The sequence below is a fragment of the bacterium genome (assembly GCA_023135785.1).
In the GTDB taxonomy this organism is placed as follows: domain Bacteria; phylum CAIJMQ01; class CAIJMQ01; order CAIJMQ01; family CAIJMQ01; genus CAZNJA01.
In genome coordinates this window covers 1-16,012 of record JAGLSL010000073.1, presented here as the reverse complement: position 1 = coordinate 16,012, position 16,012 = coordinate 1, and the positions used below count along the sequence as shown (strand labels likewise).

At 38.4% G+C, this 16,012-nt stretch carries 11 protein-coding genes; 5 read left to right on the top strand and 6 right to left on the bottom strand.

What is annotated here, in order from left to right:
- The first annotated feature begins 11 nt into the window (after window positions 1-11).
- The 4 genes from KAS42_05620 to mutS all read left to right on the top strand — a co-directional run bounded on the left by KAS42_05620 (window position 12) and on the right by mutS (window position 3,878).
- The gene (locus KAS42_05620; protein ID MCK4905697.1) at window positions 12-206 is read left to right on the top strand and encodes a DUF2281 domain-containing protein; all 195 of its coding nucleotides are present in this window, start codon (window positions 12-14) and stop codon (window positions 204-206) included.
- The gene (locus KAS42_05615; GenBank protein ID MCK4905696.1) at window positions 191-523 is read left to right on the top strand and encodes a type II toxin-antitoxin system PemK/MazF family toxin; all 333 of its coding nucleotides are present in this window, start codon (window positions 191-193) and stop codon (window positions 521-523) included. The genes KAS42_05620 and KAS42_05615 overlap by 16 nt, the downstream gene beginning before the upstream one ends.
- 223 nt (window positions 524-746) lie before the next feature.
- A complete protein-coding gene (gene nusB / locus KAS42_05610) occupies window positions 747-1,196 on the top strand; it encodes a transcription antitermination factor NusB (GenBank protein MCK4905695.1) in 450 nt (149 codons plus the stop codon).
- A gap of 66 nt (window positions 1,197-1,262) precedes the next feature.
- On the top strand, window positions 1,263-3,878 hold the full coding sequence (mutS, locus tag KAS42_05605; protein MCK4905694.1) for a DNA mismatch repair protein MutS: 2,616 nt from the start codon (window positions 1,263-1,265) through the stop codon (window positions 3,876-3,878).
- 27 nt (window positions 3,879-3,905) lie between these two features.
- Here mutS and KAS42_05600 read toward each other — a convergent pair whose 3' ends face one another.
- From KAS42_05600 to KAS42_05575, 6 genes are all read right to left on the bottom strand, one after another.
- Complete coding sequence (locus KAS42_05600; protein ID MCK4905693.1) at window positions 3,906-9,818, bottom strand: S8 family serine peptidase; 5,913 nt, start codon at window positions 9,816-9,818, stop codon at window positions 3,906-3,908.
- Window positions 9,819-10,138: 320 nt separating this feature from the next.
- The gene (locus KAS42_05595; protein MCK4905692.1) at window positions 10,139-11,515 is read right to left on the bottom strand and encodes a putative DNA binding domain-containing protein; all 1,377 of its coding nucleotides are present in this window, start codon (window positions 11,513-11,515) and stop codon (window positions 10,139-10,141) included.
- A gap of 26 nt (window positions 11,516-11,541) precedes the next feature.
- Window positions 11,542-12,339, bottom strand: coding sequence for a thiazole biosynthesis protein (locus KAS42_05590; protein MCK4905691.1), 798 nt, complete (start codon window positions 12,337-12,339; stop codon window positions 11,542-11,544).
- Complete coding sequence (gene cysE, locus KAS42_05585; protein ID MCK4905690.1) at window positions 12,311-13,405, bottom strand: serine O-acetyltransferase; 1,095 nt, start codon at window positions 13,403-13,405, stop codon at window positions 12,311-12,313. Before cysE ends, KAS42_05590 begins: the two co-directional genes overlap by 29 nt.
- A 54-nt stretch (window positions 13,406-13,459) precedes the next feature.
- The gene (locus tag KAS42_05580) at window positions 13,460-13,783 is read right to left on the bottom strand and encodes a hypothetical protein (protein MCK4905689.1); all 324 of its coding nucleotides are present in this window, start codon (window positions 13,781-13,783) and stop codon (window positions 13,460-13,462) included.
- A gap of 160 nt (window positions 13,784-13,943) precedes the next feature.
- Window positions 13,944-15,440, bottom strand: a complete 1,497-nt coding sequence (locus tag KAS42_05575; protein ID MCK4905688.1) for a DUF1343 domain-containing protein — start codon at window positions 15,438-15,440, stop codon at window positions 13,944-13,946.
- A gap of 130 nt (window positions 15,441-15,570) precedes the next feature.
- On the opposite strand from KAS42_05575, the gene KAS42_05570 reads away from it, so the two are divergent.
- Window positions 15,571-16,012, top strand: a 442-nt coding sequence (locus KAS42_05570; protein MCK4905687.1) for an Hsp20/alpha crystallin family protein, incomplete at its 3' end; no start/stop codon positions are given.

The following is a 16,012-nucleotide window of genomic DNA, read 5'->3' as shown; positions in this document are numbered from 1 at the left end:
AGGTGATTAATATGTCAAAAAAAGACACGATTATTGCAGAATTGGACAAAGTTCCAGAGAAATTGTTGGATGAAATTTTAGATTACATCAATTTTCTTAAAGAAAAATTGATCAAACAAAAATTAGAAACAGATTTAATGAGTGAATCTAGTTTAAAAAAGGATTGGCTTCAACCCGAGGAAGATGAGGCATGGCAAGATTTGTAAAAGGAGATGTTGTCGTTATCCCCTTCCCTTTTTCTGACCTAACTCAAGCCAAAAGGCGTCCAGCTTTAGTTATTTCAGTATTGGATGGTAATGACCTGATTCTATGCCAAATAACAAGCCGAGCTGTCAAAGATAACTATGCAATTTCACTCAACGAAAAAGATTTTAATACAAGTAGTTTAAAACAACCAAGCAATGTAAGACCTAACCGTATATTTACTGCAGATAATAATATTATTTTATACCGCATAGGAAATCTTAAACAAAATAAAACAGACCAGATTATTGAAAAAATAATTAAGATTATACGTGGATAAAAAGCGATTGTGAGGAAAGATAAAAACGGTTTTCGGAAAGAAATAATGTTCTTTGATTTTTAATTTTCCCTCTGGAATCTTAAAAAGATTCCGAGGACTCAGTCTCCCTAGAAAGGGACTAAATCCCTGGAATGCTTTGCATTCCTAGGGGCCTGAAATTTTTTAAATTTCTAGGGGTAATTTGTATTTTTGCCTTTTTACTTTTAACTTTTAACTTAATTATATGAGCTCAAGACGAAAAGCGAGAGAATTGGCCTTAAAAGTTCTTTATCAGAATGATTCTACCAGTGATGGAACAGAAAAACTTTCTACATGGAAAGACACCTTTAAATATCTGACTGATATTATGGATATTGATAAAGAAGAAAAGAAATTTGCAAAAGAACTAGTAGAGGGAACTCTAAAAAACACCGAATTGATTGATCCTAAAATTTCCGAATTTTCTAAACATTGGAAAATCTCGAGAATTTCCGTAGTTGACCGAAACATTATGCGTATCGCCTGTTACGAGATGCTATTTTCAGAGAAAATCCCCCATGCAGTATCTATCGACGAAGCAATAGAGCTAAGCAAAAAATATTCTGCAACAGAAAGTAAATCATTCATAAACGGCGTTTTGGATGGAATAAGTAAGGATTTAGAAAAAAAGTTAACAAATGTTAACAAGGGTTAATAACAGTTAATAATGGTTACGAAAAAAGCAACCTATGTTAACCAATTTTAACCTCTATTAACCAAAATGAAAGACGAAACGTTCACTCCCATGATTCAGCAGTATCTTACGCTGAAGAATAAATATCCAAGCGCTATACTTTTCTTTCGTCTTGGGGACTTCTATGAAACGTTCTTTGAAGACGCTAAAATCGCTTCAAAAACCCTACAAATTGTCCTCACAGCAAGAGACGGAGGCAATAAAAAAAAGGTTCCAATGGCAGGTATTCCACACCACGCAGTTGAAGGATATCTGGCAAAACTCATACGAGCCGGACATAAAGTCGCAATATGCGAACAGATGGAAGACCCCAGAAAAGCAAAAGGATTGGTCAAAAGAGAAGTAGTACGAGTTATTACTCCCGGAACAATAGTCGAATCGTCTCTGTTGGAAGATAAAGGCAATAATTACATTCTTTCTTTCCGCCCCGACAAAGATAAAGTAGGTTTCTCTTTTCTTGATTGTTCCACAGGCGAATTCAAAGTTTCCGAAGTTTCACTTGATGAATTCATAATAGAAGTTTCTCGTCTTTCTCCGTCAGAATGTCTACTGCCTGAATCAATCGCAAAAGATAATGATTGGCAAAACAATCTCAATCATAAAATACGCACCTTTACACCCTATCCTGATTATAATTTTTCACCCGATGTCGCCACACAGACACTAAAAGAACATTTCAACATTTATTCTTTGGACGGACTTGGACTCCGCGGGTTTAATTTAGGCATCGCTTCGGCAGGAGCACTTTTGGATTATGTAAAAGAGATGGAGAAGACCAAACTGGAACACATCACGAATATAGAACTTTATTCTCCTTCTGACTTTATGCTTCTTGACGAAGACACACAACGTAATTTAGAACTTTTAAGAACATTTGCGGGAGAAGAACGCAAAGACACCCTTTATTCAATACTCGACTCCACACTTACACCAATGGGAGGACGATTACTAAAAAGATGGATGCTTAACCCTCTACTGGATGTAAGAACCATAAACAAGAGATTAGAAAGCGTAAAAACTTTTACGAAAAATACACCGCTCTTAGAAGAATTAAGACAGAACCTAAAAGAAGTATATGACCTTGAACGTATCATAAGCCGTCTTGACACAAATGTAGCAAAAGGTAAGGACCTTGTCGCATTAAAACAATCGTTAAATAAAATCCCTCAAATCAAACAGATACTTAAAGAATGCAAGTTGCCACCATTGTTAAAGGAACTTGCTTCTAATCTTGACGATGTTAAGGAAATCCGCGAACTCATAGAAAAAGCAATCGTTGATAATCCACCATATATTTTGACCGAAGGAGATGTCATAAAAGAAGGATATGACAGCGAACTGGACAAATTAAAAATTGCATCCCGAGAAGGCAAAACCTGGATTGCCGAATTGCAGACAAAAGAACGGGAACGAACAGGTATTAAATCACTAAAAGTAGGTTTTAACAAAATTTTTGGGTATTATATCGAGATAACATCTTTAAATATTTCACAAGCGCCGTCAAATTATATACGCAAACAAACCTTAGTTAACTGTGAGCGGTTCATAACCGAAGAACTCAAAGACAAAGAATCCCTCATCATAGGCGCAGAAGAAAAAATGAGAGAATTAGAATACGAAATTTTTCTACAGGTTCGGCTTCTCATCTTAAAAGAATTAATCAGAATAAAAAAGACCGCTTCCGTCATAGCAAATTTGGATGTTCTTTCTTCACTCGGAGATATTGCGTTAAAAAATGATTACTGCTGTCCCGAAATAACCGAAACAGGAAAAATCCATATAAAAGACGGCAGACACCCCGTGCTGGAAAAAGTTATGCCCAACAACCCTTTTATTCCAAATAACACACTACTTGATAGCAAAGACCATCAGTTGATTATCATCACGGGACCCAATATGGCGGGAAAATCTACATACATACGCCAGATTGCTTTAATAGTTTTAATGGCGCAGATGGGCAGTTTCATTCCCGCAAAAGAAGCATCAATTTCTGTTGTAGATAGATTATTCACAAGAGTCGGCGCAACCGACGATTTAACAAGGGGCAGGTCAACATTTATGGTCGAAATGAACGAGACAGCGCAGATACTTCGAAATGCCACGCCTAAGAGTTTAATAATACTTGATGAAGTTGGAAGGGGCACATCCACTTATGACGGCGTATCGATAGCCTGGGCTGTTGCAGAATATATCCACAATAACCCGAAAATTTCCTGCAAAACATTATTCGCTACACATTACCACGAACTTACCGGCTTGGTTGATTTCTTAAAGAAAGCCCAAAACTACAATATCGGCGTAAAAGAATCGGGAGGAAAAATAACATTCATAAGAAAAATACTTCCCGGCGCGCAGGATAAAAGTTACGGAATTCACGTAGCCGCTTTAGCAGGAATGCCCGATGAAGTAATAAAAAGAGCAAACGACATCTTAAAGAGTTTGGAAAGGGAAAAATTCATATCTTCAAAGAAAGGTTCATCCAGAAAACGAAAAATTAAAATAGACCAACTAACATTCTTCTCACCAAAAACACCAACTCATCCAATTATTGAAGAGATTAAGGATTTAAAAGTTGAAGAACTTACTCCGCTGGAAGCCCTAAATAAACTAAATGAATTAAAGAAAAAAGCGAAAGAAGATTAAGTTTTCCTACCAAAGGTAAATAGTTTTTTATTCCACAATTTCCCTGCTCAACCATACAATCGGTCTTAGCCCCACCCTAACTGCTTTCTTCAAAACAGAATATTGTCTTATAAACTCAGCTATTGGCGGAGATGTTCTGTAGTAAGTAGTTACGAAAACTTCTCCGACAGGATTAGTGAGCAGGTATTCATCTCTGAACCAGCTCAAAACTTTTACTTCATTTGATATTGGCGTTCCAAAAGAAGCCGTTGCAATGAAGCAACCACCACCGCCGCCTCCGCCACTACCACTACTTTCGCCACCACTTGGCGGAGTTGGGCATGTTCCGCAATCTCCTGGACATGAAGAACAAGTTTCTGTCCCGTTGCAAATACCATCGCCGCAATTTGGGCCCGGAGAGCTTCCGTCTAATTTAGCAGGACCACTTGGATCAACAATTATTCCGTTTGCGATCCCATCGCAATCACCATAACTGCTATCACCATCTTCAAATTCTAAAGTTACTATATTAGTCCCTTTCCCCCTTACTATTCTGTCTGTATAATCCCACCACCCGCCATGAATCTCATCGTATTTATACCATTTATCACCAACCTCAAATGTTTCAGATAAATAGAAAGTAACTTCTATTCTTGAACCAGGAATTAACCCTTCTATCCTGAAATTATATACTCCATCAGGGAAATTATAGTCCTGCGGTTTATTAGTATCAGGTAAATCATCAGCATCCTGAATTTCCACTTGGGTGACTATTATGCCAATATCTACCTTAACAGCCGTATTCACGCCGCTGACAACATTTGCCAGGGACGCTATATTATCCTGCCCGTTATCATTGATTCTGTCACCATCTATATCTACCTCATCGTCAATCTCCTGTTCATCCAAAATACCGTTTCCATCAATGTCATTTGCATCGTTTTGAGTAGTAAATTCAGCTTCATCAGACCACTTTGACAAACCATATGGATCTGCGTATCTAAGTCTCCAATAATAAGTTTCTCCCGCCTTAAGTATGCTTTTTGGTATTGTAACTTTTTCCTCATTCTCTAAATCATAATAAAATACGATATTTGTATCGGCAACGTTTGCGCTCTTAACACTCTCCTTCAATATTTGCCAATAAGTAGCAAAATGAGGATTACCTTCGAAGTCGGAATATCCCAAACCACGCAAAGTAGGAGTTAGAATAATATCAGTATCTCCATTATCAGGAAACACAGCGTTTGGCTTATTTGGGCAAGCATTATTGGGATTACTTAGAATACCTGCTACTTCATTCTGATATTCTTCTAAATTAGTCCAACCGTCTCCATCGGCGTCATCATCAGCATCGTCTACTAATGGTTTTAAATCGTATTGGATCTCCCATCCATCAGGCATACCATCTCCGTCTGTATCAGTATTAGTCGGGTCAGTCCCAGCATTATGTTCCTCTAAATTAGTAAGACCATCATTATCAAAATCATCTTCCGGTTTTACATTTTCTATGGAAATTATGTCATCGTTGGAATTAGCGTCGATTATCTGCTGTTCCCAATCATCAGGGAGACCGTCGGAGTCGGAATCAGTAATCGCAAAACTTGCTTGTATTGTATGGGTTCCTGTTACATTGCTAAAAGCATAACTGGCTATCGCGCCAATTGATACACCATCTACAAGAACATCAGCTATATGATAATTATCATCAGGTGTAATATTGAATGTTTGGTTCGCTCCATGTTCAATCACCACATTATCGCTCGGAGTTATGGAACCATTTGCGCCCGCAGTGGAAGTAATGATATAAGTATCAATCGCAAAACTTGCCTGTATCGTATGGGTTTCTGTTACATTGCTAAAGGTATAGCCGGTTACCGCGCCGACTGATGAACCGTCTACAAATACATCAGCTACATGGTAATTATCATCCGGAGTAATCGTAAATGTTTGGTTCGCTCCATGCTCAATTATGACATCACCTGAGGGTGAGATACTGCCATTTTCTTCTGCTGTGACTGTTATTGTATAAAGTCTAATAAAATTGGCGGTAACCATCTTATTGCTATCTATAGTTACTGTAGTAGAGGCAGAACTAGAATTTGTCACGCCACCTGCCCAATGGTCAAACCGGTAGCCTGCATTAGCCGTTGCGCTTATATCCACTACTGTTTCTGCATCATAGGTATGCGCGCCCACTGATGGTGTTGTTGCACCACCACCTGTGGGGTCAACTGCCATTGTCAAAGTATAGAAAGCTGTTCCGATAAAGTTCTGCTGTGTTTGATTACTATTTAGAGGCAAATAAGAATGTAATTCCGGAGTAAAATTATATCCTGTCAAAGAGGCAGTTACCGTATAGTTGCCTACCCCCAGTCCCGTAAAACTGTAATCACCTCCGGCATCAGGATTTGTAGTATCACTACTATCACCGCTTAGGGTTAATATAACACCAGAAACATTTGATGCTCCTCTGATTAGATTCACATTTCCCGAAATAGTATAAGTAGGAGGAACAAATGTAGCAGTGAAATCTTTTCCGGTTATGATTGGTAGTCCCGTAGTATTTATTTCATAACTTGGCGGCTCAAAAGTATACCCGTCCTTTTCGGCGATTAGATATGCCCGAAACAATTCAAGCTGAATACCGGTAATCGTGTAGTAACCGTCCTCATCCGTTACGGCAGAATATTGTGACCCTTCAATTATTACGATTACTGCCTCTAAACCGATTGCACCTAAAGTCACACGCCCGGATATTTCACCCCCATTCAATACGCACGATAGTAAAAACTCTTTTGTGGTTTCGTCATTATCGTCTGCAACTTTTACTGTAAATGAATAATCCCCTTCGGTAGTTGAAGTTCCGGAGATTTCACCGGTAGAAGAATTTAGAGTTAATCCCAACGGCAAGTCAGAATCTAATAAAGACCAGATATAAAAAGGAGTATCACCACCTTCTGCTTCCAAAATCTGGCTATAAGGAGTATTCACTATACAGTCAGATAGAGGAGAAGTAGTAGTGATATGTAATTCTCCAACAATACTAAAGTAGTCATCACTTGTATCAGTGCAGGAAATTCCGGAAACTCTAATCTTACATTGTTCTGAAATTAAATCTTCAAGCAATAACGTAGATAATGATTTCACTGTCCAAGTATAAGAACCATCATTTGAAGTACTGCTAATAATATTGTGCCAACTTGTTTCTGAATCAGTACTAATCTCAATGCCCACATTACCATCAAGACCTTCTGTATCCCAAGTAATATCTGCATCTTGTCCCGCCACCCAAGTTTCTCCTCCGTTGGGAGAAGTTACGGCAATGCTAATAGGTTCACTCACCAGCGGCCCGGAATAAGTCGGAGAAGTAGCCGAACCACCACTCCCATCAGTGAAATAAAAATAATAAGTATGATTGCCTGCTGATAATGTTGTCTGATATCTGTATATACCATTAGAGGCAGAACCGCTACCATCCACAAAATTCATCGTATATGGAGAGCCGTCTATGTAAACATCTTTGATAGAAGGGCTGCCTCCATTTTGGTCAAAATAATGAATTGTGTATGTAAATGTAGCAGATGTTATGCCGCCGTCTGGGGTTACATTGCCGCCGATAAGTTGCGGAGCTGAATTTTCCCCTTCTTCAATACTATTTAGCGCATTGTAGGCATTAAGACGGCCATAGCCATAATATTCGTTAAAGCCAGCAGTATAAGTAACATTGCCAATTTCATCTGCGGTATCGCACATAGCAGTCCTGACTTCATCTGCAGTGAGATTTGGATTTTTAGAAAGAAGAAGGGCGGCAACGCCGGCGGCCAAAGGCGTAGCAGAGGAAGTGCCCCCAAAACCGCTCGCCTCGGAAGGGTTTGTATAGTCTCCATTGTTATTATATCCTCCGGGACTTGTGATATCCGTAGTTGCTATTCCCCAATTCCCGCCACTGCTGGGAGCAACAATGTCTAATGTTTCGTCATATTGGCTATAGTCAGAGCGATAATCATAATCCGTGCTGGCTCCAACCGCAATACATTTAGGATAGCGCGCGGGATAGATGACATTAGTGTAAATATCAAGCTCGCCGGAGGCCTGGAAGTAATGTCCCTCATTAACATAAAAATTAAAGTGATCGTAGTAAATCTCGGATGAAAGCCATACACAAAAAGACAGGTCTCCCGCATCAACTGTCTTTGTGGTTTGCAAATATGTTGTCTGGTATCTTGACTGGTATTCCGGGTATATCTGATATGTCGAATGAGAAGTAATGGCTCCTGCCTTTGCAGAAGATGATCCCTCTCCCTCCCATCCTGTAAGCGCGTGCGTTGTTGACTTGGTCCACTCGGCATCTCCACCTGTGGTCCAACCCAAAGGAGGGAAAGAATCCCCCTCAAACGATTCTATTAACCTATCCCCGTCATATTCATGGAAAACTACCCCGTCAAGCCAAATAGAATCCTCCAAGAAATCATCATTAGAATCCTTACTATACTCCCATTTCAGCGTGTATGTGCCAGCAGAAAATCCGGTCAGCCAAAATTTATAGAAACCTGCGGCAGAATTCCCCGAAGCAAAAAAGACGGGTCGTTTCATGTCATCCACAGCATATTTAATCGCAGAATGAATAGTATTATCATTTCCTCCACCACCCCAACTGTTACTTAAAACATCAGCCATATCGGCGGCATAACGTATCGCCTCACCTATAACAACAGATGAGGCAAAAGTTCCGTCATCAGCACAGATTTTGACAGGCAGGATTTTACAATTATATGCAATCCCCGCTACACCTATCGCATTATCCCCTTTGGCGGCGACAATTCCGGCACAGCAAGTCCCGTGACCTTGAGCAGACCCGGGATTTGGATAGTTATCACTATCATAAAAATCCCAACCATTTATATCATCAATGTATCCGTTCCCATCATCATCAACCCCTACGGTTCCATTGTCTTCAGCTTGATTGATATAGATATTATCACTTAGGTCAGGATGAGAAAGTTGGACACCTGTATCTATAATTGCAATAACTACATTTGGGTTGCCAGTAGATATGTTCCAGGCCTCGGTAGCATCAATATCCGCATCAAGATTACCTCCGCTCTGCCCAATATTATCAAGATGCCACTGCTTGCCATTTTGATACAGAGAGTCGTTAGGGGTATACAACAAATCCAGTTGGAATAAAAAGTCGGGGCTAGCCCACAAAATACGCGGGTCTTTTAAATACATTTCACATATATTTAACGCATTTTCAGCAAGAGATTCTCCTAAATCAAGAATAATCTCGTCTTTCGCGCCATGCATATGCCCTTGGACTTTAGCATCATAAGTTTGATGTAAATCTTTGAGCTGTTGGGACGATACACCCTCAGCTAATTTCACAATAATACGAGATGTTACTAACATCTCCTTACCGGTTTCTTCGTTAATAAACACAGGTGCAACCCGTTTAAATTGATTAGACTTACGGAAATCGTTTAATACAGTTCTAAGTTCTTCCGAAGTCATCCGTGCTTCTGTTTTCAGTATTCTTGTAAATTCAGTGGACTGCTCTTCTTTTAATAACAACCCCTTACTTGAAAGACTATTTATGGCATCTATCTTCAGCGTCTGTTTTTTTCCCTTTGTCCATACGACAACTTTTTGCAGGGAACGGAAAAGACGAATCTTTCGTCCGCCTGCGCGGTAAAAATCCCCACTGTCAACGGCATTGCCGTCTTTTAGAATAGCAAGACCCGCAGCAGGATAAATCCCCGCTTTATAAAGTGTTTTAGGATGTTCTTTTTTTGATATTTTGGCAGGTTGAGGGAGGTCAGTTTCAAGCGGTTTTCCAAATTCAGCTTTTTTAATGTTATAACCCGCGCCAAACAACGGCGCAACAATGATTGTAAAAAGAAATAAGACAGAGAAAGCCAGACTAAGAAATCGTATACACTTTTGCGCATTACTTTGCATTATTTTACGTCTTGTCCCCTCACAAATATTTTTAATTTCATCCATAAGCTTTTGGGGGATCCCTACTCCTTCTTCAACTCCCCAAGTTGATTTTATGCTTTTAAAAATTTTTGTCAACTTAAAAAACTTGTCAAACGGGTGCGAGAGTCCATGATATATTGAAGATGCTAAGGATTTAAAAGTTGAAGAACTTACTCCGCTTGAAGCGTTGAATAAGCTTAATGAATTGAAGAAAAAAGCGGGGGTATCATAACCTCTTCAAAACTAACTCCGCAACTTTTTTGCCTGATAGGAGCATTCCGCCGAGTAGCAAATCGGAATCACGCATTAGTAATCTCCCAAAATCCGTTCTTGTCAGAACCTACCCTTTTAAGTATTCTCTTTTGTTTTAGTTTCTGGATATTCCTTCGTATTGTAGCTTTGTCTTTTTTAAGAATTTCAGAAAGGGCTCCATACGTCAAAGAATTATTCTTTTGAATTTCCTTTAATACCTTCAATTGGAGAGCAGATAATTTTACAGAGGCATTTACAGAGGCATTTACAGGGGCGCTTTTACCTAATCTAAATCTTTTCTGATAGTTGTTTGTCTGCATATTCGGTCTCTTGAATATAGCTTTAAACCAAACTCCGTCATACTGAAATATTGGTTCTTCAAGTTTATAATTAAGCATAGCTTCTTTGATTCTTTCAATGCCTGAGCCGATATGTTCTATTAAATCCGCTCTCAGCATCATTGAAAATAAGAATTTATTCTTTGGATAGCTACCACTCATTAAAAAATCAATTGTAATCTTTGAGGGAAATGAGGCGGGATTTACTATTTCAATCCTATCTTGAAAGATATTGAGCTGTATGTGTGCCGGCGAAAAATAGTCTCTGTGCGCTATTGCATTTAGAACAGCTTCTCTTAGTGCATCTTCAGGAAGTTCTAAGAATTCTTTCCTATCAAAAGTAATATAGTATTCTGTATTGAGCTTGCTTTTTAGGTATTCTATAGATTTTTCATAATTAGTCATTAAATCCAATTTAAAATCACACTTGTCGAGTATAATCGCTTTGTTATTTCCCTGAAAAAGAACACAAGTAATATGCGTATTTAAAAAGAATTTGGATATATCCTTGCAAAAGAACAGAACACCTGCATTAGTTATGATTCCATCTTTTATAAATCCAAGATTGCTAAGTAGTTTAGTAGGAGAGAATTTTGTTTTTATGTTTGCTCTTTCAAGAAAAATGTCATACGCTTTTTTGTTTAAATCTTTAAGCACATTAAAATCCTTATTGAGCTTCTCATCAAACACAACAAGGCCTTCAATCTGGAAAAAATCTTTTATCTCATCTCGATTGAGCTGCTGCGAATTAGCTCCTATCCTTAGGTAAAAATGTCCGCTTACAGAATATGGTTTATTATTGCCTTCCGAAACAGTGATTACGGCAAGATTTTCATATTGTTCTATACTGACAGAGAAGGCAGGATTCATATTCCACGCTATATCGCTAATCTGTGATTTTTCTTTATTTGTAAGAGTATATCCTATTATTTCGCTGTTATCTTTAACTCCTAAAATTATTTTCCCACCGGATGCATTCGCAAAGGCGCAAATTTCTTTTCCAAGTGAATTGCCTATACTTTCTTTGAGTTCAAGTGTAAAACCTTCTCCTGTTTTAATAAGTTCCAGTAATTCTTGTCTATCCATTTTTATTCATGAAGCAAGTAGACATTTCATAACCTCTTCAAAACTAACTCCGCAACTTTTTTGCCTGATAGGAGCATTCCGCCGAAGATAGGGCCCATTCTTGGACCACCGAATACGGCGTTAACTGCCATACCCGCAACCCAGAGACCCGGATATACTTCTTTTGTATTTTCTACGATAAGTTTTTCGCCGACTTCCGCCCACATTGGCTTTTCGCCGAGCATTCCACCGGTTGAAGTATTGAGCTTTACGCCCATTTTCTTTTCCATGCCTCTCACCACTTCGCAAGGATGTCCTGTTGCGTCTATGGTTATTTTTGCGCCGATGGTAATGGGGTCAATATGCAATTTTGCCATTTCAACGGGAGACCAGTTGATTACAACCCCCGTGATTTTGTTTTCCCGTATCATTACATCTTCGCAGGAGATGAGATTGAAAATCATAGCGCCTGCTTTTTTTGCATTGAAACATAAACCCGATGCCATTTCTACGCAATCAATAATAAAATAGTTTTCCCCGCCTTGACTCGGCGAGGCAGGCTTGTATTTCTTTAACCGGATATTCTGTTCTTCAAGAATTCCCTTTGCTTCTTCCTGAATGACTGCTTTATTGAACATCATACCGCCACCCCACATACCGCCGCCGATGGAAAGTTTTCTCTCAAACAGGGCGACTTTTTTGCCGGCTTTAGCCAAATAATATGCAGCGATAAGACCAGAAGGACCGCCGCCAATAATAGCGACATCTAACTGCGTTGCAGATTTGAGTTCTTTTGAGTATTCTTCAATAATTGCCTTAGAAATCAATATTTCGTTCAGTTTCACTCTTCTTCTCCTTTTCTAGTTGTTCTATCCGATAGTTTAAATCTTTTGTTTCATCTTTTAGAGAATTGATTTCCTGCGAAGGAGCAACTTTCTGTCCTGTTACTTCCTCCTTATCGTTTTCTATTTTTTCAATGTGTTCTCTTAGACCCTTTATTTCATCCTTCAGGGAATTAGTTGTTTGCGAAAACTCAACCTCCTGTTCTGTCTGATTCTTTTTATCTTCCTGGGCCTGCTTAATGTATACCTTTAATTGTTTTATCTCACCCTTCAGGGAATCAATTGTCTGCGTAAAATCTATTTGAGGTTGGGTTTTCTTTTCTTCTTCGGACTGTTCTATTTTGTTGTTCAAAACATTTATTTCTTTCTTTAGCGAGTCGATTATTTTAACGAAATCAAACTCAGGTTCAACTTTTTTATCCTTTTGGGATTGTTCTATTTTATTATTCAAACCTTTTATTTCGTCTTTTAGAGCATTAATGGTTTGCAATACCGGATCAGGAAGTTTCCCGTGTTCCAGATCAATAACCGATTTCGCTTGTTTCTTGTGTTCCTCGACTGTTCTTCCTGGAACACCCACTACAGTACTATCGGGAGGAACGGATTTTATTACAACAGAGCCCGCGCCTATTTTAGAACCTTCGCCTATGTTAATTGGGCCAAGAATTTTTGCGCCTGTGCCAATTACAACGTTATCTTCAATAGTCGGATGTCTCTTCCCTTTCTTAAGACTTGTGCCGCCAAGAACAACACCCTGATACAGAAGAACATCATCACCTACTCTAGTCGTTTCTCCGATAACCACACCCATACCATGGTCTATAAAAAATCTTCTGCCGATTTGAGCGCCCGGATGAATTTCAATTCCGGTCATAAATCGGTTAAAGTGGGAAAGAAGCCGCGCCAAAAATAAATAACCATGCTCCCACATAATATGGGCGATTCTGTGCAGCCATAAAGCGTGTAGCCCCGAATAGCAAAGAATAACTTCCATAGTAGTTCTTGCGGCCGGGTCTTCGGCAAAGACAGTTTCTATATCTTCTTGTAATAAAGATTTTAAATCTATCATTTAGGATACCTCCGATTTGATATGTTATACGGTTATCGGTTTTAATTCAACTTCTCATATCTTTAAACCGAAAGAACCAAGTAATTCCTTTACACTCTCTATAATATCTATCTTCAATATAAAACAGGCTACAATCCATAAAACCGCCAGCCAGATAATAAGTTTAACAATTGTCGGAATTCTTTTTTGTTTAATAATAGGTCTTTCTTCGTCTATTCCCTTGATTCTCTCAACGTGCGACTCCATTTTTTTGCTACATTCTTCCGAACAGAATATTCCGCTGGGAGCTGATATACCGCAATCCTCGCAAATCGGTCTATGGCACATCTTGCAGCGCAAATCAGCTTCTTTTTTAAGACACTTTGTACAGGTGGACATATTCACCTCCTTATAATCTAAATTACCAAAATTAAGATTTCAGTTTATCAGGATATCAGCATAAAAGTTATCAGATTATCAGGTAAAGATTAAAACACCTGATACACTGATTTTCTGAATCCTGCGACCTGATCCCCTGATATCCCGACACCTTTTTTAGTCATTTATACAGTAAATACTTCTCTCTTTTTTCATTAAATTCGTTTAATTCGCTCTCCCATTTTTTTATAATTTCGTCAACATTTTCACCTTCTCTTATTTCATCTAATATATAATCTACCCCCCATATTTTATTAAAATCTTTGGGCGGAATGTATTTGCCGGGATATAATGATTCCAATGAAGTTAAAACCTCCAATGCCGTTTTAACAGGCTTAAAAGTTCTTTTGTCAGTAAGCACTAACCTTATGCCTCCAAGCTCCTTATCTTTAAACGAAAAATAAAACGGTTTAAACCAGTAGGGCTGGAATTTTACACCGGGAATATTCTTAGCATTTAATTTTTCCGCAAATTTATTCGGGTCAATCCATTCGTTGCCAATCAACTCAAACGGGAGAGTATATCCCACACCGTTACACAAATTAGCGCTACCGATAGTTCCTGTCGTAGCGTATAGAAAAGCGGACTCAACTGTGGGAATATGCGGAGAAGTCGGAACCCAATCAAGACTGGTATCATCCCAAATCATATTTCTCGTCCAGCCTTTCATAGGCACAACAATCAGTTTAAGTTCCATTTTATATTCTTCTCTTATAAATTTCGCCATCTCGCCTATAGTCATACCATGAACCAAAGGAATATCGAACAAACCGATGAAACTTTTATGCTCTTCTTTTATTATGGGCCCTTCTATATTAAACCCGCCCAAGGGATTTGGCCTATCTAAAACCACAAATTCCTTTCCATATTTTGCGGCTGATTCCATAGCATAAAACAATGTTGAAATATAAGTGTATGTTCTGGCGCCTATATCCTGAATGTCAAAAAGCAAAACATCTATTTCGGATAACATCTCTTCGGTAGGGCAACGAGTCTTTCCATAAACTGAATATACCGGCAGTTTTGTTTTTTCATCCACAATTTTACTTACATATTTTCCGGCTAATACTTCGCCTCTTATACCGTGTTCGGGAGCAAAGAGAGCAACAAGATTGAAGGCAGGATTTTCATAAAGAATATCGGTTGTTGATTTTAAATTTGAATCTACGCCTGTGGGATTGGTTATAAGTCCTAATCTTTTATTTTTGAGAATTTTCACATAGCCTGTGTCTTCCTGCAACACTTCTATGCCTAATTTTACCCCGTTAGAAGTTTTCAACACAATTTCTTTAGTATCATTCAAACTTTCCGTATTACTTTTAACGGGGCAAACATTTGCGCAAAAAACAATGTTTGCGGAAAATAAGGAAGATATAACTAAAAACCCAATGAATCTCCCCATACCAAAACATAGGGTTTCTTTATTTAATAAATCCCGCAATGTAAGACATCGAAAAAATTTGGAGAAATTTCTTAAAATTTTCTTCCCCACCTGCCAATCTTTTGCGGGCAGGGATATTTTTCCGATACTATGCGGGATAATCGTTACGCATTTATCTCCACCTTGAAAAACATGGATTTCTGCGTTCCGATTAAAGAGTCGTCTTGATAAATGCATACTTAATTTTACACGCAAGATACTTATGTAGCAATAGGTGAATTTTTCCGCATGATACAATTATGTTTCAGGTTGTCAGAATCAACTTGCTATGGTAAAATTTTTCAACTAAAAGATATAAGGAATAATTATGCCATTATCTAAGGATAAGATTTCCAAAAGTATAAAGCAAATGGAAGATGAGATGGAAAAGGTCTTCCGTCATCTTTCCACTTTTCGCAATTGTTTCTTTCCCTCTCCTCTTCACAAACCCTGGCATCCATATACCGATGTATATGAAACCAAGACAGACTTAGTAATAAAAGTGGAATTGGCCGGAGTTGAAAAAGAAGATATAAAAATTTTCACCCAAGAAGACAATATTATAATCCACGGAACCAGAAAAGAAACTTGCACAGAAGGAAAAACTATCTATAGGCAAATGGAAATAAATTACGAAGCTTTTGAAACGATTATTTCTCTTGGTATCCCTGTTGATGCAAAAAAACCGTTAAAAGTTACCGCAACCAACGGGATTTTGGAAATTAGATTGCCAAAAACAAAGAAAAATCAAGCTAAAAATATAAAAATAA